At 34.1% G+C, this 17,623-nt stretch carries 19 protein-coding genes; 12 read left to right on the top strand and 7 right to left on the bottom strand.

The features are described from left to right. Nucleotides 1-88: 88 nt before the first annotated feature. The gene (locus EAG08_RS03150) at nt 89-979 is read right to left on the bottom strand and encodes a cupin-like domain-containing protein (protein ID WP_129534182.1); all 891 of its coding nucleotides are present in this window, start codon (nt 977-979) and stop codon (nt 89-91) included. Between the two features lie 159 nt (nt 980-1,138). Between EAG08_RS03150 and kbl the strand changes: the two genes are divergently transcribed. From kbl to gldG, 5 genes are all read left to right on the top strand, one after another. Beyond that, the gene (gene kbl, locus EAG08_RS03145) at nt 1,139-2,335 is read left to right on the top strand and encodes a glycine C-acetyltransferase (RefSeq protein WP_129534181.1); all 1,197 of its coding nucleotides are present in this window, start codon (nt 1,139-1,141) and stop codon (nt 2,333-2,335) included. A gap of 79 nt (nt 2,336-2,414) precedes the next feature. Further along, a complete protein-coding gene (locus tag EAG08_RS03140; RefSeq protein ID WP_129537207.1) occupies nt 2,415-2,855 on the top strand; it encodes a hypothetical protein in 441 nt (146 codons plus the stop codon). A gap of 129 nt (nt 2,856-2,984) precedes the next feature. Then, a complete protein-coding gene (locus EAG08_RS03135; RefSeq protein ID WP_129534180.1) occupies nt 2,985-3,536 on the top strand; it encodes a CopD family protein in 552 nt (183 codons plus the stop codon). A gap of 79 nt (nt 3,537-3,615) precedes the next feature. After that, nucleotides 3,616-4,344: an ABC transporter permease gene (locus EAG08_RS03130; RefSeq protein WP_129534179.1), complete on the top strand. Its 729-nt coding sequence runs from the start codon at nt 3,616-3,618 to the stop codon at nt 4,342-4,344. Nucleotides 4,345-4,348: 4 nt separating this feature from the next. Continuing rightward, nucleotides 4,349-6,016, top strand: coding sequence for a gliding motility-associated ABC transporter substrate-binding protein GldG (gene gldG / locus EAG08_RS03125; protein ID WP_129534178.1), 1,668 nt, complete (start codon nt 4,349-4,351; stop codon nt 6,014-6,016). Between the two features lie 328 nt (nt 6,017-6,344). Here the strand turns inward: gldG and EAG08_RS03120 are convergent, their stop codons facing one another. Continuing rightward, nucleotides 6,345-8,543, bottom strand: a complete 2,199-nt coding sequence (locus EAG08_RS03120; protein WP_129534177.1) for an outer membrane beta-barrel family protein — start codon at nt 8,541-8,543, stop codon at nt 6,345-6,347. A 227-nt stretch (nt 8,544-8,770) separates the two neighbouring features. Beyond that, nucleotides 8,771-9,235, bottom strand: coding sequence for an ankyrin repeat domain-containing protein (locus tag EAG08_RS03115; RefSeq protein WP_129534176.1), 465 nt, complete (start codon nt 9,233-9,235; stop codon nt 8,771-8,773). Nucleotides 9,236-9,513: 278 nt separating this feature from the next. Between EAG08_RS03115 and EAG08_RS03110 the strand changes: the two genes are divergently transcribed. Then, nucleotides 9,514-10,191: a YceI family protein gene (locus tag EAG08_RS03110; protein WP_129534175.1), complete on the top strand. Its 678-nt coding sequence runs from the start codon at nt 9,514-9,516 to the stop codon at nt 10,189-10,191. A gap of 204 nt (nt 10,192-10,395) precedes the next feature. On the opposite strand, the gene EAG08_RS03105 is transcribed toward EAG08_RS03110, so the two are convergent. The 4 genes from EAG08_RS03105 to EAG08_RS03090 form a co-directional block, all read right to left on the bottom strand. Beyond that, nucleotides 10,396-11,148, bottom strand: a complete 753-nt coding sequence (locus EAG08_RS03105; RefSeq protein WP_129534174.1) for a YwqG family protein — start codon at nt 11,146-11,148, stop codon at nt 10,396-10,398. Nucleotides 11,149-11,168: 20 nt separating this feature from the next. Further along, the gene (locus EAG08_RS03100; protein ID WP_129534173.1) at nt 11,169-11,987 is read right to left on the bottom strand and encodes a DUF2314 domain-containing protein; all 819 of its coding nucleotides are present in this window, start codon (nt 11,985-11,987) and stop codon (nt 11,169-11,171) included. A 76-nt stretch (nt 11,988-12,063) separates the two neighbouring features. After that, nucleotides 12,064-12,378 carry a hypothetical protein gene (locus EAG08_RS03095; protein ID WP_129534172.1) on the bottom strand — a complete coding sequence of 105 codons (315 nt, stop codon included), beginning with the start codon at nt 12,376-12,378 and terminating at the stop codon, nt 12,064-12,066. Between the two features lie 2 nt (nt 12,379-12,380). Next, the gene (locus EAG08_RS03090) at nt 12,381-12,809 is read right to left on the bottom strand and encodes a DUF4268 domain-containing protein (protein ID WP_129534171.1); all 429 of its coding nucleotides are present in this window, start codon (nt 12,807-12,809) and stop codon (nt 12,381-12,383) included. A 134-nt stretch (nt 12,810-12,943) separates the two neighbouring features. Here EAG08_RS03090 and EAG08_RS03085 point away from each other — a divergent pair, with 134 nt between their 5' ends. The 6 genes from EAG08_RS03085 to EAG08_RS03060 all read left to right on the top strand — a co-directional run bounded on the left by EAG08_RS03085 (nt 12,944) and on the right by EAG08_RS03060 (nt 17,598). Next, nucleotides 12,944-13,351, top strand: coding sequence for an RrF2 family transcriptional regulator (locus tag EAG08_RS03085; RefSeq protein ID WP_129534170.1), 408 nt, complete (start codon nt 12,944-12,946; stop codon nt 13,349-13,351). Nucleotides 13,352-13,437: 86 nt separating this feature from the next. Further along, nucleotides 13,438-14,127, top strand: a complete 690-nt coding sequence (locus EAG08_RS03080; RefSeq protein WP_129534169.1) for a phosphoadenylyl-sulfate reductase — start codon at nt 13,438-13,440, stop codon at nt 14,125-14,127. A 22-nt stretch (nt 14,128-14,149) separates the two neighbouring features. Further along, nucleotides 14,150-15,058, top strand: coding sequence for a sulfate adenylyltransferase subunit CysD (cysD, locus tag EAG08_RS03075; protein WP_129534168.1), 909 nt, complete (start codon nt 14,150-14,152; stop codon nt 15,056-15,058). A gap of 79 nt (nt 15,059-15,137) precedes the next feature. Beyond that, complete coding sequence (locus EAG08_RS03070; protein ID WP_129534167.1) at nt 15,138-16,379, top strand: sulfate adenylyltransferase subunit 1; 1,242 nt, start codon at nt 15,138-15,140, stop codon at nt 16,377-16,379. Nucleotide 16,380: 1 nt separating this feature from the next. Then, nucleotides 16,381-17,265: a sulfite exporter TauE/SafE family protein gene (locus EAG08_RS03065; protein ID WP_129534166.1), complete on the top strand. Its 885-nt coding sequence runs from the start codon at nt 16,381-16,383 to the stop codon at nt 17,263-17,265. Between the two features lie 84 nt (nt 17,266-17,349). Beyond that, nucleotides 17,350-17,598, top strand: coding sequence for a putative quinol monooxygenase (locus tag EAG08_RS03060; protein ID WP_228446737.1), 249 nt, complete (start codon nt 17,350-17,352; stop codon nt 17,596-17,598). The last annotated feature ends 25 nt before the right edge of the window (nt 17,599-17,623 follow it).

Raw genomic sequence — 17,623 nt, 5'->3', positions numbered from 1 at the left:
CCACATCGACTATTATAATTTTAAAGTCTAAAATGTATAAATCTGCTTAGAAACTTTCTGAAAAGGAAAGTTTTTTTTGTAAAAGATTTTACAGTTCAACTGTAAAATCAAGATTGTCGAAATTTCCAATGGCTCTTTCAGCGCGCTTATTGGCAACTCTCACTTTATAATTAAACCATTTATCTTTAAAAATTCTTCGCATCAGATTATCAAAATGTCTGATGATGACCAAATTTTTAAAACCTCTCCATTTTTCAAGCGCACTTGATGGAAGAGCTCTCACAGAAACAGAATAGCCTTCCGTTTCATATTGAATGTAATGCCACCAACCTGAAGGGATATATAAAATCTCACCGGGGTGAATGACTGCTTCGTAACCTCTTAAACGTTTTAATGCCGGATATTTTTCATAATCTGGCTCCTGAAGGTTAACTAAACTATGAAAATTGTATGGCAATTTGTACATTAAATCAGATTGCTCCCACGGAAACAGCCACACTCTTTTGACGCCTTGAAATTGAGATAAAAAAACATGCGACATATCAATGTCAATATGATTTCTTGTAATAGAACCTTGTCCGCCAAAAAACATAAAAGGCAGCCATTTCAAAACCTTTCCTTTGGTAATATCTTTATAATGAATGTCATTTTTGAGCTCAGGTTTTAAGCTTAAAAGATTAAATAAAAATAAACGGTGCTCAGTAATTTTAGTTGTAATTAAATCTAAATATTCTGCAAATGTAGTTTCGCCAACAGGTTTACTGGCAACCCGATCAATAGATTCTATTTCGCTGCCGTAAACATTGACCTTTGTTTCTCCTGCAATCTCTTTAAAATATTCGTAATTCCATTTTTGAAATGCGGGACTGTCTGGTTCTATAAAATCCTTTAAAATAATAGGTTTCCCCGCTTTCATATATTGTTTCAAAAAGTCATCAGCGTCTATATTTTTTGCTCGTATAATCTGAGATAATTTCATATAATCGATTTTCAAAGTTCAAATATAATTATTATCCTATTGAATTAGTAGACTATTTGATGAAAATCTCGTATTTAAATCAAAATTTATAATAATAAAGGATAAAAGTAAATAGTTTAAAGCCTTTTTATTAAATTAGCGAACCTAAAAAATTATATAATGATCTCTGAAAAGTATCTTGAAAATCTACAGAACGAACTTAAAAATATTGAAAACGACGGTCTTTTTAAAACAGAAAGAATCATCACGTCACAGCAAAGTGCTGAAATTGAAGCCAACGGAAAGAAATTGTTAAATTTCTGTGCCAACAATTATCTTGGACTTTCAAACCATCCGGAAGTGATGAAAGCTTCTCAGGACATGATAGAATCTCATGGTTACGGGATGTCTTCGGTACGTTTTATCTGCGGAACTCAGGATATTCACAAGCAATTGGAAGCGAAAATTGCTCAGTTTTTAGGTCTTGAAGACACGATTCTATATGCAGCTTGTTTTGATGCAAATGGCGGAGTTTTCGAACCTTTATTCACTGATGAAGATGCAATTATTTCAGATGAATTGAATCATGCTTCGATTATTGACGGGGTTCGTCTTTGTAAAGCAGCCAGATATCGTTATAAAAATAATAATATGGCAGATCTTGAGGCGCAATTGATTGCTGCTTCAGAGAAAAATCATAGATTCAAAATCATCGTTACCGACGGCGTTTTCTCAATGGACGGAATTGTTGCTGACCTGAAAGGAGTTTGCGATTTAGCAGACAAATACAATGCTTTGGTGATGGTTGATGATTCTCACGCAACGGGTTTCATCGGTAAAACTGGTCGTGGAACTCACGAGGCAAACGAAGTGATGGGTAGAGTAGATATTATTACTTCTACGCTTGGAAAGGCTTTAGGTGGTGCGTTAGGCGGATTTACTTCAGGTAAAAAAGAAATCATCGATATGTTGAGACAACGTTCTCGTCCGTATTTATTCTCAAACTCATTGGCTCCCGGAATTGTTGGAGCAGCTTTGAAAGTTTTGGATATGATTTCAGATGATACTTCACTTCGTGACCAAGTCATGGAAAATGCAGAATATTTCAGAAAAGAAATGAAAGCAAAAGGTTTTGATATTCCTGAAGGTGATGCTGCGATTGTTCCTGTGATGTTGTATGATGCAAAACTAGCTCAGAAAATGGCTGAAAAATTGATGGATGAGGGAATTTACGTGATTGGATTCTTCTATCCGGTAGTACCGAAAGAAAAAGCGAGAATCAGAGTGCAGCTTTCTGCCGCTCACACAAGAGCGCATTTAGATAAAGCGATTGTCGCTTTTGAAAAAGTTGGAAAAGAATTAGGAGTAATTTCTTAAGGAATTATCTTAAAATAAATTATTCTACAATTGTAGAATAAAAACAGAATTTCTATATTTACTGAAATTCTGTTTTTTTATGATTAAAAATTTCTTACTTCTAGGTCTGGTATTGACAGTATTGGCTTCATGCAAAGCAAAAATGAATCAGTACGTAAAAGTTGAAAACAAATGGAATAAACGCCACGGAAAATGGAAAGAAGAATATTCTTCTGACCAGGGAACTTTAACGGCTGTAGGAAAGTACAAAATGGGTGAGAAGGTAGGATTCTGGAAAACCACTTTTGAAGGTAAGTCGTACCAAAAAGATAAAATCAGAAGGAATGTGACCAAGACAAAGCTGTATCATCCTAACGGTAAAATCATGGAGAGAGGTCAGTCAAAATTAGATATTTCCGATGCACAAAGGCATTGGTATTACTTTGGTGACTGGAAATATTATGATGAAAACGGTAAATTAAAGTATATTAAAAAATATGCAGACGGAAAGAAAATTGACAGTATTTCTTTTCACCATTAAATGTTTTTGATTTTTTTCTTTACATTTTTTAAGTAATGTTTAAAATAAATTCAAATTTCGCATTTTCAGAAGGCTTTTAATTAAAAGATTCAGTCACAAAATCATTATCTTTGCACACAAATTTTTACGATGCTGTATACCATCATCAAGGCGTTGCATATTATTTTTATGGTCAGTTATTTTGCGGGAATTTTTTATCTCGTGAGAATTTTTGTGTACTATAAAGACACCGATGCTTTTGAGGAAGATAAAAAGAGAATCCTCAGAGAACAATATATCTTTATGGCTCGCAGATTATGGAATATCATCACCGTTCCTGCAGGCGTTATCATGACTGTTTGTGGTTTAATAATGATTTTTCTCAATCCTGCTTTAATGAAAATGCCTTGGTTTCATTTAAAATTAACTTTTCTGATAGGATTGGCACTCTTCCATTATTGGGCTTGGAAAAAATTAAATCAAATTAAAAAGCTGAACGGCGAAACTTTGTCTACCTCAAATGTAAAGCTGCGACAAATCAATGAGATAGCAACATTTATTCTGTTTCTGGTTGTGTTTACAGTAATTTTAAAGTCTTCCGTAATAGAATATTGGTGGCAATTAATCACAGGATTTTTCGTTCTGGTATTTTTGATCATGATGACGGTGAAATTGGTGAATAAGGGTAAGAAAAATAAATAAAGTTATAAGTTAAGAGTGATGAATTATAAGTTCATTCATTGCTCATAACTAATAATCTATAACTCATAACTAAAAAAACATGTTTGCAATTTTTAAAAAAGAACTTTGGAGTTATTTCGGTAACTGGAGCGCATGGGTAATCATTGCCGCTTTCAGTCTGATAACAACATTGTTTCTATTTTTTTTCGAGAACGAGTCTAATATCTTCGACATCGGTTTGGCTTCTTTACAAAGCTATTTCGTTTTGGTGCCGTGGCTTTTGATGTTTATCATTCCGGCATTGTCAATGAAAACTTTTGCGGAAGAACAGCAAACCGGAACATTGAACTGGCTGTTTTCTCAACCTCTGAAAGTTTCAGAATTGGTTTTTGGGAAATTTCTTTCGGTTTGGGTGGTCGGAATTTTATGTCTGATTCCTTCGCTGATTTATCTGTACACTGTTTACGTTTTAGGTGTTCCGGAAGGAAATGTCGATTTGGGAATGACGTTCGGAAGTTATTTTGGACTGATTATTCTGATTGCAACATTTGCAGGAGTAGGAATTTTAGCTTCTTCGCTTTCACAAAATCAAATCATGGCATATTTGCTTGGCGTTTTCATGTGTTTCATCATGTATTTCGGGATTGAGCAGCTGGCGAGTTATAAATTGCTGGGCGGAGCAGACTTTATCCTTCAGAATATTGGTTTTTATCAGCATTTCTTAGGCTTCACAAGAGGTTTAATCGATTTTAAAGATGTTGCCTATTTTGTATTCGTTATCGGTCTTACATTAGCATTGTCTAATCATTTTATCACTAAAAAGAAGTAAAAACATGAAGAAGATATCCCTAAAATCTCCGTTCGGAATTTTACTGTTTGTCATTTTACCTTTAAGCATCATCCTGATGTTTTCAGGAATTCGGTTGGATTTAACCAAAGAAAAAAGATACACGCTTTCTGAAAGCACTGTGAAAATTTTAGAATCGATTAAAAAACCGGTGACTGTAGATGTTTATTTGGAAGGAGATTTTCCGGCAAGCTTTAAACAATTGCAGAGCGAGACCAGATTTATGCTCGAAGAATTTAGAAAGATCAATCCGAAAATTGATTTTAAATTCATAGATCCTATCAAAACCAAAATGTCTCAGGACACGTTGATGGCAATGGGAATGCAGCCTTCGGTGCTTCCGGATAATAAAGATGGAAAGATTACACAGATTTACCTGTTTCCTTATGCTGTGGTAAAACAGGGTCAAAATGGAGCTTCTATTCCATTGGTTGTGCAGCAGGCAAATATCAATGCTGATGAACAAATAAGAAAGTCAATTGAAAATTTAGAATATAATTTAGTTTCAAATATCAAATCGGTTTCAACAAATCAAAGAAAAAAGGTTGGGATTTTGGTGAATCAGGACGAGTTGAGACCTGAAGAATTTCAAGGGTTCATGAATCTGGCTTTAGAAAGTTATGATGCAGGTCCTGTGATTCCAAAAAATAATGTTGAACTGACTTTGGCAGATTTACCATTATTAAAGCAAATGAGCGCTTTGGTTATCGCAAAGCCTCGCAAAGCATTTACCGACGGCGAAAAAGTGATTTTGGATCAATACATCATGAATGGCGGAAAAACACTTTGGATGATTGATGCCGTGAATGCTGAAATGGATACACTAACGAAATCAAAAAAAGTAATGCCCTTTCCGGTTGACATCAATATGACCGATTTTTTCTTCAATTATGGTTTGAGAATTAATCCGGCTTTGGTAAAGGATGTGAAGAAATTTGCTTTGCTGAAATTGGTAACGGGTGAAGTAGCAGGAAACGCACAATATACAAAGCTTCCTTGGCCCTATTTTCCATTAGGAATTGCTGAAAACAACAATCCGATTACTAAAAATATCAATCCTGTAAAGTTTGAATTTCCAACTTCTATCGATACTTTGGGTGGAAAGAAATTTAAAACCAATGTTCTTTTTGAATCAAGCGAGAGAACCTTATTAAAGCAGGTTCCTAATTATGTTGAGCTAAGTGAAATTGCCAGCGTCGACAGCCTCGGACAAATGGAAAAACCGAGCACGCCAAAGATTTTCGCCGTTGCTTTAGAAGGGAAATTCTCGTCTGCTTACGCATCACGAATCGAAAGACAATCGTATCCTGGCTTTAAAGCAACAAGTCCGGAAAATAAAATGATTGTCATTGCGGACGGTGATGTCGGCAGAAATAAAACACACAAAGGCGAAGCTTTACCTCTTGGTGTGGATCGTTTGACCGACGAACAGTTTGGTAATGAGCAGTTCCTGAGAAATGCCTTAGATTACCTTCTCGACGACAGTAACCTGATGGGATTGAGAAACAGAAACATCGAAGAACGTCTTTTGGATCGTCACAGAATCAGTGAAGAAAAGGCAAATTGGCAATGGTTTAATTTACTGCTTCCTTTAGCGATTATCGGCCTTTTGGGAGGTTTGTTTTTCTGGTTAAGAAAAAAGAAATTTGGATAGAAATAGAAAAGAGAAACTTAGGTTTCTCTTTTTTTGTTTGATGACTTTAAGAGTATAATAATCAAAAATGGTTTTTAAATTTTCAATGACAAAATCGATCCAGATAATCTTCATACTTTGCCAATTTGCAGGTTGGTTTTCTAAATTTTCTCTTATTTGTTGTTATTGTGAAGACAATACAGATTCATCAAGATATTTACAATCATAAAATCAATGCAGATAAATAATCATCTTTTATCAATTTCAATAAAATAAAATTTTCAAGAAGGCAAATTATTTCGAAGCCATAAAAATTTCACATATCAAAACCGCCAACTATCATCATTTCCTAAAGCCTATCCGAAGTCTCATTCACCGTATTTTGCTTGTAATTTGATTTGAGCAGCTTTCCGAAATTATATTTTACAGCAAAAGATAGAGTAGGTGTGTTCCCAAAAAAAGTTCCTGTGGAAGTCATCTGATTATAGCTCACTTTCTGAATATAATTCATTTGATTAAAAACATCATTGTAACGAACTGTAAAATCAAAATTTGAAACGGAAGAAGTAAGTCCGAGATTAACCAAACACATGTCATTTACTTCATACAATCCTGCCGTGCGTTTGGTAATATAAGATCCATCGAGTAAAAATGACAAATGCTTCAACAAAGTAAACGTATTGTTGGTTGAGAAGTAAAGGTAAGGTGTAGATTTTTTGATGACGGCTAAAGAATCTTCGGTCTTATCATAATTTAAAGACAAACTGTTTTGTGAAGTCCATTTTTTCCATTCAATTGGGAAGTCCAGACCTACATTTGTCCCAAATTCTTTTTCGAAATTAACCATTGTGAACTTTGAAATATTTCTGCTTTCATCATAAACCAAAGTGTAACCAATCGGATTTTTACTGGTGTAAAAAGATGCATTCAAAGACCATTTCTTCAGATTACTTGTGAAAGAAACCGTGTTAGTATAAGTCGGAACCAAATCAGGATTTCCTACATATTCTACATACGGACTTCCGTATAATCCGCCGGCAGCAAGATTCCCATAGTTAGGTCTTGAAATGCTTTTTCTGAAATTTAATGTGTATGTATAATCTTCACTTTGCTTAAAATTTACTTCTGCATTGGGAAACCAGTCCACATAATCTCTTTCGATTTTAATTTCATAAATAATCGGTTCAAAACCTTTTGTAGAAGTGGTTTCCATTCTTATTCCACCTTTAAGGTTCCATTTATTGATATCCAAACCAAAATTGGCATAAGATGCTAAATTACTTTCTTTAAATTGATATTTATAGTATTCAATTGCCAGATTATTCCGGTAATCGGTGGTGTTGTCTGTATTGGTTTCGGCGCTTGTGTAGCTTCCTCCCAATTCTAAAACATGTTTTTCATTAAATTTCTTTTCAAAATCAATTCTCCCGGAATACACGTTCCCGGAATACAGTCGACTACGAAACTGGCTGAATTCATACCCTGAATTATTAATATCATTGTAAAAAATGTAGTCGACATTATTACTTTCTCTGTTGTATTGAAGTCCTGTAAAAATGTTTGCATCCCAATTCGTTATTTTTTTATTGTAATTAAATATGGAATTAATAGTTGACCGTTTACTGTCCTGCTGATTCAGTGTTTTGATGTAAGAAGAATTTCCATTTTCAGAGTACAACGTGTTGGTATTATTATCACCTTTATCTGGTCTAAAATTACTGTTGATCGTTAAAGTAATATAGTCTCCATCATTCAATTCATGATATAAACTTCCTCCAAAAATGGTTTGTGGACGTTTGGTAATCGAGGTAATCACATAATCAGAATAAATATTTTTGCTGGGTACCGAATATTCGAAACCGTTACTTTCCCAATGATTGATTTGATTGTATGCGGCATTGAGTTTCCACTCTGTTTTATTTTTTTTCTGCTGATAATTGACTGTGAAATGATTTCTGAATCGTTTTTGAAAAGTCGCCGTTTCAGAAATGCTGAGCTGAGTACCGTCTTTTCTGCTTTTTTTGAGATTGATCTTAATGACAGCTTTCCCTTCCGACTCATATTTTACGGATGGATTTCTGATAATTTCTACAGATTTGATGTCGTCTACGGCAATTCCTGATAAGGTTGCAAAATCTACTCTTTGGTTGTCAATATACAATAACGGAACGCCTTTTCCGACAAATGAAAGCCCTTCGCCATTGACATCCATCATTACAAAAGGTAATTTCGATAATAATTCTGTGGAGGTTGGTAACTTATTAAGCGGTGAGTTGGCGACCTCCAAAGTGATATTTCCGTTTTCAACTTTGAAATTATTTTTCTTCCCAACGAGATTAACTTCCTCAATCTGTTGAACTTTTGGTTCGTAAATAATTTTTAAATCTAAATTTTTATCTAAATAAAATGGTTTTTCTTTCTGAACAGTTTCATCCGAAGAAATTTGAAGATAATAATTGTTTGATTGTAACTGATGAAACTCGAATTTTGCATCCTGAGTGATAGTAGATTTCACCAAATGATTTTCGGTATTAAATAAATAAACCACAATGGGTGACGTGATTTTTTCCTGATTATGATTGATAATTGTCCCGTTTATACTTAGATTTTGCTGCGCAAAAGAGGTGATAAAAGAAAAGAAAAGAGAAAAAAGAAGTTAAATTTCATGTTGGTTTTTAGATAGGACAATTGGAGGAGGCAGGATATTACATCTTGAGGTGAATTTTATAGTATTTAGAAATTCTACGTTTGTTCACTACAAAACATTTCTATGAATTACCTTCTTTGTAGCACAATATCTAATATTTTCTTTAGTTCGATATTTTCAGAACTATAAGCAATATATAAATTTTGATTGTTTAATAGATTTGGGTCACCTCCGTTTTGAAGAATCCAAATAAGCAAGTCATTACTTTTACTATTTATAGAGGATAGAATACTCATGTTTATTATCATTCCATTATTGATATTTATATCGACTCCGTTTTGTATCGCAAATTTTAATCCTTCAAGTTCATTATTGTGTACAGCGTAATAAGTCCCTTGATAATCATAATTTGAAAATTTCGCACCTTTTGAAAGTAAATATTCTGCAGTTTCAATTTGAGAATATGCAATTGCATTTTCAAGTGCGATATCAAGTTCAAGTTGAGTGTAATTGTCTGATAAGATTGAAATCAATTCGTTTAATTTTCCGTCTCCAGCAAAATCTTCAATTTGATATTGTCTGCTTAACTCCATTTTAAAGTTTGTTTTTTTAATATTATATAAAGTTTGCTTCAAGCAATATATCAATCTCAATTATTAAAACTAAATAAAAAAAGTTCACAAAAAAATAATTTCCAAAGGAAAAATGAAGGGATTAAATAACAAACGCAATATTTTTTCATTTTCTTATCATATGTTAATGACACAAATCATAAATTTTTCCGAGGTTTGCACAGTTAAAAATAATAAAACGGTATTTTTGCTGTTTAGTAAAGCAATACTTAATCAATAACAATATTAAATTTTTAAAAATGAAAAAAATCAGTGTAATCGCTTTAGCAGGTATGGGTCTTTTATTGGCTTCTTGTGGAGAAAAAAAAACAGAAACTGCAACTGCAGGTCAAGAGCAAACTGTTGCTGAAAAAAAAGGGGATGTTTTAGCAGTTGATGTTGCTGCATCTAAAGTAAACTGGAAAGCTTTCCACAAAGGAGGTATGGCACCACGTTGGGGAACTCTAGCGATCACGTCAGGTGAATTATCTGTTGCTGATAACCAATTGGCTTCTGGAGAATTTGTAATTGATATGAAATCAATCAAAGTAGATCCTGCTTCTGTTACTGAGAAAGATAAAAAATCTACAGATCTTGAAGGTCACTTGAAGAATGAAGATTTCTTCAACGTTGAAAAATTCCCGACTGCTGATTTTAAAATCACTAAAGTTGAAGATTTGGCAACACCTGGAGCGGATGCTGTAGCCGGAGCTAACAAAACCGTAAGCGGAAACCTTACTTTGTTGGGTAAAACTATGAATGTAACTTTCCCTGCTAAAGTAGACGTAGTAGACAAATCAGCAAATATTGCGGCTAAATTTACAGTAAACCGTGCTGACTGGGGAATCAAATTCGGAACTTCTGAAGCAGATCCTGCAGAATGGATGATCAGCAAAGACATCGAAATTGCTATCGATGTGAAAGCTGCTAAGAAATAATCAGCATACAAAATATATAAGAAAAACATCTGCCTCGGCGGATGTTTTTTGATTTTAAATACGTTTTAAATAAAAAGAGAAACCCAAAAGTCCCTCTTCATTATTATTTAAGTACATTATACAAGAAAATCGACCACGGACTGATTCCCGTTTCATCCTCAATATCATTTGTCATTTGGTAAAAAACATTTGAAAATTGATTTTTCAGCAACAATCCCAATTAAACCAAGCTTTTTCAAAACGTTTATTTTTTAGATCTTCGGGATGAATGAAAAAGTTGGCAACCCCTGAATCTCCAAACATAATCTCTTCATCAGTATCAATTTGTAATAACAATAAATCTTGTTTAAGCTCTTTGTTGTAATCTCTAATATCAGCTTGAGTAAAGTATGCATAGCCGCCTACTTTATGATCAGTTCCGTCAATAATTTTTTCTATTTCGTTTTTTTGATCTTTTGTGAGAGTTTCGTGAAAATCCCAATAATCTTTACCATTAAAAGTCATGTCAAATCTAAAATCTTCAGAACTTCCGTATTCAATTTCTTTGCTGAAACTTAATTTATGCTCACAATATATAGGAGACTCTTCATACATATCTTCTGTTAAAAATGAAAAGTCTGTTTGAAATTCTTCAGTAATATTTTCATGGAAGATAACCTTGTAATCATCCATATCAAACCATTCTGCAGATAAAAAAAACTGCAAAATACCATGTTTTGGATAACCTTCAAGAATTGGAATGTCTGAAAAATTGATTTGTGCCCAAAGAACCATCGGTTTATTTTCTTTGTCTTTAGGATATTCCATCCCAATTGGTAAATAAGGTCTTCCTAAAAATTTACTGCTGTGTATTGGAAGTGATTCTTCATTTTTAAGAGGCGTTGCAACGATTTTAATTGTCTCAAGTTTGTATTTTTCAAGCTGAGTTTTAAACTCATTAAGAAATTCTGGTATCATTCAGTATTTTTAAAATGTGATTAATTGTTTTCCAAAACCGGAATCAAATGTTCCCAATTCAGTTGTTTAGCATAATCTAAAGCAGTTTTCCCATGATTGGTTTTGATGGTTTTGTCACCTCCGGATTCCAAAATAACTTCTACCGAACTTAGATTTCCAGCGATGGTTTCTCTGTGAAGAAGTGTGAAGCCATTATCATCAATATTGGTGAGTTCTGCAGGATATTCATTTAGAAATTTTACAAAATCTTCTTTCATATTTCTGCTCATCGGGTGTTCGATCAGATTTTCAGGCTTTTCTTTTTGTTCGTACACTACTTCTATTTCATTAAAATCTCCGAAATCGAGCTGCCAAGCATCATCATGTTCTTTTCTTTCAGAGGGTGACATATCTGCACGCATTTTCTGAATGGTAAATCCGCCATAAGCTTTTGGCAGTTGAGTAGAAGATGACGAGAATAATTTAGAAAATTTCGATTTTTTCTCTGGCTGAGTCATTGCAAAAAGCCAGTCGCTGATTTCATTTAATGGAATTTCAAAATAATCGCCGGGTTGTATATTGGTCAGCTCGTTCGGCTCATTGATGAGGTACCCTTTTACATGATCACCGTCAAAATCAATATCATTGATCCACATGTGTTCAACTATATTTTCACCGGTCTCGGGATCATCTTGTGAGAATGCAGCTTTTACGCAAGCCAGATTCAGTCCCGGAATAATTCTTCTGTATTCCCAAGACTGTTCTCTCCAGAAATATTTAAAAGTTTCCTGCGCTTTTTTATACGCTTCAAGCATTTTGGGGTCGGTTCCGTCTGTGAAAATAAACGAATTGTCTTCCATTGTCTTTAAAATTTTGTGATTTAATATAAAACTAAAATACAAAAATATTAAACAATGGTTTGAAATTTACATGAAATTATATCACTCTTTTGTTACCACATTTTGGACAAAAAGTTGCAGTTTCTGTTCTGTAAGGTTTTCCACAGTTTTCGCAATCAGGACCATACATGTCAATAAAGTGATGCATAATTGCATTTGGATTTGTCTCTTCAAACCCTGTTACCTCTTTATAATAATCAAGTAATTTTTTGAAGTTTTCTTGAATTGGTGCTTTCATTGATTTTCTAGCTTCTTGAAATCCTTCGGATAATAATTTTGATGCAATTTTTTCTTCTTCGGAATCAAGCATTGGGATATCCATTCTGCATCTCCAGCAATATCTGATTTTCATATCTAAACATCTTTTATAAAATCCTCATACTCGTAATAAAACCTTTCAAAACCATCCATTTTCTCCACAAAAAACTCGAAAATCTGCTGCCAGGTATTTTTATTAAGCACAGAAACTCCGTCTTTTTCTATCCAAATTCTGCTGATGACCTTACCGTTTTCCAAAGTATAGAATTCTTCTTTGTGAAAATCTCCTATGAAATCTTTAAGAATATCTTCAAGCGACCAGATTTTACTATAATACGCATCTCGGTAGACTTCATCTTTCATTTCGATGTCTAAAGAAACTTCTGCTTTTTTGTTGTCAGCATTAAATTTGAATGAGAAATCTTTCACTTTTGTATCATACAAAATCCATTTTCTCGGAAACGACTTTCCGAATACCGTCCAAAATTCTTTTTTTAATTGCTGTGCTTCTTGTTTACTGAACATAGAAACAAATTTAGGGAAATTTAGTCGAAAGAGGGAAGCGTCTTGCTTGGTACACTAAATGAGTTCCTACTTCCATCTCCTAACTTCGAACCTAGTAATTAGATATCAAACTATTTTCTTACTTTTGTGTTACAATGTTGTCAAAAAAATCTCAATATGCTTTTAAGGCACTTTCATATCTTGTAGAAAAAAGAAATGAAGGTCCGGTTCTGATTTCCGAAATTGCGGAGTACAAAAAAATTCCTTTAAAATTCCTTGAAAATATTTTATTAGAGCTAAAAAAATCTGAGATTCTCGATAGTAAAAAGGGCAAAGGCGGTGGCTATTTCCTCAAAGAAAGTCCAGAGAAAGTAAATTTAGCAAAAATCATCCGTCTCGTGAATGGTCCTATTGCGATGCTTCCATGTGTGAGTCTCAATTTTTATGAAAAATGTGAGAACTGTAATGAAGATCATTGCAGTTTACACGATGTTTTGATTGAGGTAAGGGATGCTTCGTTAAAAATTTTGGAAGAAAAAACACTTTTAGATTTAATTGATTAAATCGGTTTAAATTTTAATTTTACAAGTCTACTTATTTGGTAGGATAATATTTTTGTTAGATATTTGCGGGTATCAAACAGGAAATTATGTTTTCAAAAGAAGATATCGAAACTTTACAGCAACTTACTTTGGAAGACGGATTACAATTCATTTCATCAAAAATCTCCGAAGGAATTGTTTTCTCCACGTCGCTTGGTCAGGAAGATCAGGTAATTACAGACGCTATTTTCAAAAATAATTTACCGATAAAAATTTTTACTTTAGATACAGGAAGACTCTTCTATGAGCATTACGATTTGCTTTCAAAAAACAATTCACGCTATCAAAAAAAAACTGAAGTTTACTTTCCGGAAGTTTCTGATGTAGAAAATTATGTGAATTCAAAAGGGATCAATGCATTTTATCACTCAGTAGAAAACAGAAAAGAATGCTGTTTTATCAGAAAAGTAAAACCTTTGAATCGCGCTTTGGAAAATGCCAAAGTCTGGATTACCGGACTTCGTGCAGAACAATCTGAAAACCGTGAAAATATGTCGATTCTGGAGTGGGATGAGGAAAGAAATCTGTACAAATACAATCCATTAATCAATTGGGCGTATCATGATGTTTTAAATTATTTAGAACAAAATAAAGTTCAGGAACTGTCTCTTCATAAAAAAGGCTTTATAAGCGTTGGTTGTCAGCCTTGTACACGCGCCATTGAAGAAGGCGAAAACCCACGAGCTGGACGCTGGTGGTGGGAAAGTTCACAAAAAGAATGCGGTCTGCATACATAGTAACAAAAAATCTCAATTAAGAATGAGTGCATATACATTAGATTATCTCGAACAGCTGGAAGCAGAAAGCATTTATATTATGCGTGAAATTGCGGCCCAGTTTGAAAAACCTGCGTTACTTTTCAGTGGCGGAAAAGACTCTATTACTTTAGTTCATCTGGCAAAAAAGGCTTTTGCTCCTATGAAAATTCTTTTTCCGTTGGTTCATATTGATACCGGACACAATTTCCCGGAAGCTCTGCAGTTCAGAGATTATTTAGCAGAAAATATTGGTGCGGAATTGATTGTAAGAAAAGTGGAAGATACCATTAAAGCTAAAAATTTAACAGAACCCAAAGGAAAGTTTGCTTCAAGGAATTGGTTACAGACCCATACTTTATTAGATACCATAGAAGAGTTTCAGTTTGACGCATGTATTGGCGGAGCAAGAAGAGATGAGGAAAAGGCGAGAGCGAAAGAACGCTTTTTCTCTGTTCGTGATGAATTCGGGCAGTGGGATCCTAAACTTCAGCGTCCGGAATTGTGGAATATCTATAACGGAAGAATCAATAAAGGTGAAAATGTAAGAGTTTTCCCTATATCCAACTGGACGGAGCTTGATGTCTGGAATTATATTAAAAAAGAAAATATTCAGCTTCCGCCGATTTATTTTGCTCATCAACGGGATGTCATTGAGTTTGACGGGCAGTTAATAGCTGTTTCTGATTTTATTCAGATTGATGAAAATGATACGATTATTAATAAAAAAGTCCGTTACAGAACGGTTGGTGATATGACCTGTACCGCTGCCGTAGAAAGTTCTGCCGAAACTTTGGATGATGTGGTGAGAGAAATCACTGCTTCTAAAATTTCTGAACGTGGTGAAACCCGAATCGATGATAAGGTAACGGAAGCCGCCATGGAAGACCGAAAGAAAGGAGGATATTTTTAAGCAATAAGCTCAAGGCAGTAAGCAATAAGCTTTTAAAAAATTCATTATTTATCACTCATCACTTATAACTAAATTACACGTGGACATATTAAGATTTATCACTGCAGGAAGTGTAGACGACGGAAAAAGTACGCTGATCGGAAGGCTTCTCTATGACAGTAAAAATATACTGATTGATCAGCTTGAAGCTTTAGAAAAACAATCAAAAAACAAGAATGAGAACGGAATTGATTTGGCTATTCTCACTGACGGACTGAGGGCAGAAAGAGAACAGGGGATTACCATTGATGTGGCCTACCGTTATTTTTCGACTCCGAAAAGGAAATTCATTATAGCAGATGCACCAGGACATATTCAGTATACCAGAAATATGATTACCGGTGCGTCAAATTCACAATTGATCATAATTTTGATTGATGCAAGGCAAGGTGTTATCGAGCAGACCAGACGACATTCAATCATTGCTTCATTATTAAAAATGAAAAATGTTGTAGTTGCCATCAATAAAATGGATTTGGTTGATTATTCAGAAGCTATTTATAATAATATCAAAGCACAATATGGCTCGGTAGCTAAAAAATTAGGTTTGGAGAATGTCGAATATTTCCCGATTTCAGCTTTTTATGGAGATAATATTGTTGAAAAATCTGAAAGAATGCAATGGTATCAAGGTGCTGCACTTTTAGATTTTCTTGAAAATGTGGAAATTAATGAAGATAAAGATTCAGAGAATCCGAGATTTCAGGTACAGTATGTCATTCGTCCGCAGACTGATGATTTGCATGACTACAGAGGATATGCCGGAGAGGTAATTTCTGGAGTTTACACAAAAGGGGACGAAATAACTGTTCTTCCACAAAATATTCAGAGCAGAATATCAAAAATTGAAACCGGCGGAAAAGAGGTCGATTTTGTATTTACCAATCAGCCTGCAGTTTTGCATATTGAGGATGACATCGACATCAGCCGTGGTGATTTTATAGTGAAAACTGATCGTCAGCCCAAAGTAGAAAATGAATTGGAAGCGGTAGTTTGCTGGCTCGATAAAAAAGAATTGAATGAAGGAAATAAATATTTTATTCAGCATAAAAGCAAAACATTGAAAGCGATTATTAAAGAAATTGAATATAAAATTGATGTCAACACTTTAGAAAAGACAGAAATAACAGGAAGCATTAAACTGAATGAGGTGGTTAAATTGCGCTTGAAAACTTCTTCACCTTTAGTTTTTGACAGTTTTGAAGACAGTAAATCAACTGGAAATGCAATTTTGATTGACGAAACAAGTAATTCTACCGTTGGAGCGGTCATGATTCTGTAGCATGGTGATCTCACGAAAAATTCAGATCAGGCTGAACGTACTTTTTGCTACTCTTGCAGTTCTCCTAATTGTATCAGGAATTCTTTATAATTTGGGTTATCTGGAAGAACTTCAGATGATTTTAGCCAAAGATAATTACATTTTTTACTGGATGCTTTTGGTAGGGGTTTTAGCAGAAATCGTCGCAGGATCAATGGGAATGGGGTATGGTGTAATCTGTACGACCACACTTCTTTTTCTGAATATTCCGCCACATATTGTGAGTGCAAGTATACATTCTGCAGAAAGTTTTACGACCGCGGCCGGAAGTATTAGTCATATTAGACTTAAAAATGTGAGCAAAAGTTTGGTGAAAAAATTGGCAATTCCTGCGGTGATCGGTGCAATTATCGGTGCATTATGTCTCACCTATGTAGGTGAATATTATTCTAAAATCACAAAAACGGTTATAGCTTTTTATACTTTGTATCTGGGTTTTAAAATTTTATCGAATGCTTTTAATCCGAAAAAAGACAAAACTTTAAAAAAGAAAACCAACCTTACAAGACTCGGCGTAATTGGTGGATTTATAGATTCTTTTGCCGGTGGTGGTTGGGGACCTTTAGTAACCGGAACTTTAATTAAAAATTCTTTTACTCCGAGATTTGCTGTAGGAAGTTCAACGGTTGCGAAATTTATTTTAACGATTACTGCAGCAATCACTTTTTTCTTTACATTAGGAATTCAGCACTGGAATATTATTCTCGGTCTCTTGTTTGGAGGAATTATCACTGCACCCTTTTCGGCAATGCTAACCGCAAAACTTCCAGTGAACAAAATGTTTATCATCATCGGAAGTTTAGTGATTATTATGAGTTCAGTTACTATTTACAAATCTATCTTTTAAACATTAAATTTTGTGATAAATTTAGGACAAGAATGATGAAATCAATTTTAAAATTATTTTACATTTACAGCCTAAAATTAGCACATGAATTTACATATAGTTGCACTTTTCAAATTCAATGAAAATTATCTGATGGAAGCCGTTGAGCTTTTTCAGAAATTAGTGAGAGAAACAAGAAAAGAAGAAGGATGTCTGCAGTACGAACTGATTGAAGATAACGAACAAAAAGGAACTTTTTTCCTAATCGAATTATGGGAAAGTGTAGAACATCACAACCGTCACAACGGAACAGATCATCTTTTTGAATTCAGAAAAATACTTCAAAAATTTTAACCGAAACAGCACAGGTTTATAAAGG

Origin of the sequence: Chryseobacterium sp. 3008163 (genome assembly GCF_003669035.1) — a bacterium.
Lineage (GTDB): Bacteria > Bacteroidota > Bacteroidia > Flavobacteriales > Weeksellaceae > Chryseobacterium.
The sequence above is the reverse complement of the archived record's forward strand: the minus strand, read 5'-3'. Positions and strand labels throughout refer to the sequence as shown.

Coding starts and splice junctions, on each gene's coding strand:
- EAG08_RS03150 (WP_129534182.1), bottom strand. CDS start 979: ATGAAATTATCTCAGATTATACGAGCAAAAAATATAGACGCTGATGAC.
- kbl (WP_129534181.1), top strand. CDS start 1,139: ATGATCTCTGAAAAGTATCTTGAAAATCTACAGAACGAACTTAAAAAT.
- EAG08_RS03140 (WP_129537207.1), top strand. CDS start 2,415: ATGATTAAAAATTTCTTACTTCTAGGTCTGGTATTGACAGTATTGGCT.
- EAG08_RS03135 (WP_129534180.1), top strand. CDS start 2,985: ATGCTGTATACCATCATCAAGGCGTTGCATATTATTTTTATGGTCAGT.
- EAG08_RS03130 (WP_129534179.1), top strand. CDS start 3,616: ATGTTTGCAATTTTTAAAAAAGAACTTTGGAGTTATTTCGGTAACTGG.
- gldG (WP_129534178.1), top strand. CDS start 4,349: ATGAAGAAGATATCCCTAAAATCTCCGTTCGGAATTTTACTGTTTGTC.
- EAG08_RS03115 (WP_129534176.1), bottom strand. CDS start 9,235: ATGGAGTTAAGCAGACAATATCAAATTGAAGATTTTGCTGGAGACGGA.
- EAG08_RS03110 (WP_129534175.1), top strand. CDS start 9,514: ATGAAAAAAATCAGTGTAATCGCTTTAGCAGGTATGGGTCTTTTATTG.
- EAG08_RS03105 (WP_129534174.1), bottom strand. CDS start 11,148: ATGATACCAGAATTTCTTAATGAGTTTAAAACTCAGCTTGAAAAATAC.
- EAG08_RS03100 (WP_129534173.1), bottom strand. CDS start 11,987: ATGGAAGACAATTCGTTTATTTTCACAGACGGAACCGACCCCAAAATG.
- EAG08_RS03095 (WP_129534172.1), bottom strand. CDS start 12,378: ATGAAAATCAGATATTGCTGGAGATGCAGAATGGATATCCCAATGCTT.
- EAG08_RS03090 (WP_129534171.1), bottom strand. CDS start 12,809: ATGTTCAGTAAACAAGAAGCACAGCAATTAAAAAAAGAATTTTGGACG.
- EAG08_RS03085 (WP_129534170.1), top strand. CDS start 12,944: ATGTTGTCAAAAAAATCTCAATATGCTTTTAAGGCACTTTCATATCTT.
- EAG08_RS03080 (WP_129534169.1), top strand. CDS start 13,438: ATGTTTTCAAAAGAAGATATCGAAACTTTACAGCAACTTACTTTGGAA.
- cysD (WP_129534168.1), top strand. CDS start 14,150: ATGAGTGCATATACATTAGATTATCTCGAACAGCTGGAAGCAGAAAGC.
- EAG08_RS03065 (WP_129534166.1), top strand. CDS start 16,381: ATGGTGATCTCACGAAAAATTCAGATCAGGCTGAACGTACTTTTTGCT.
- EAG08_RS03060 (WP_228446737.1), top strand. CDS start 17,350: ATGAATTTACATATAGTTGCACTTTTCAAATTCAATGAAAATTATCTG.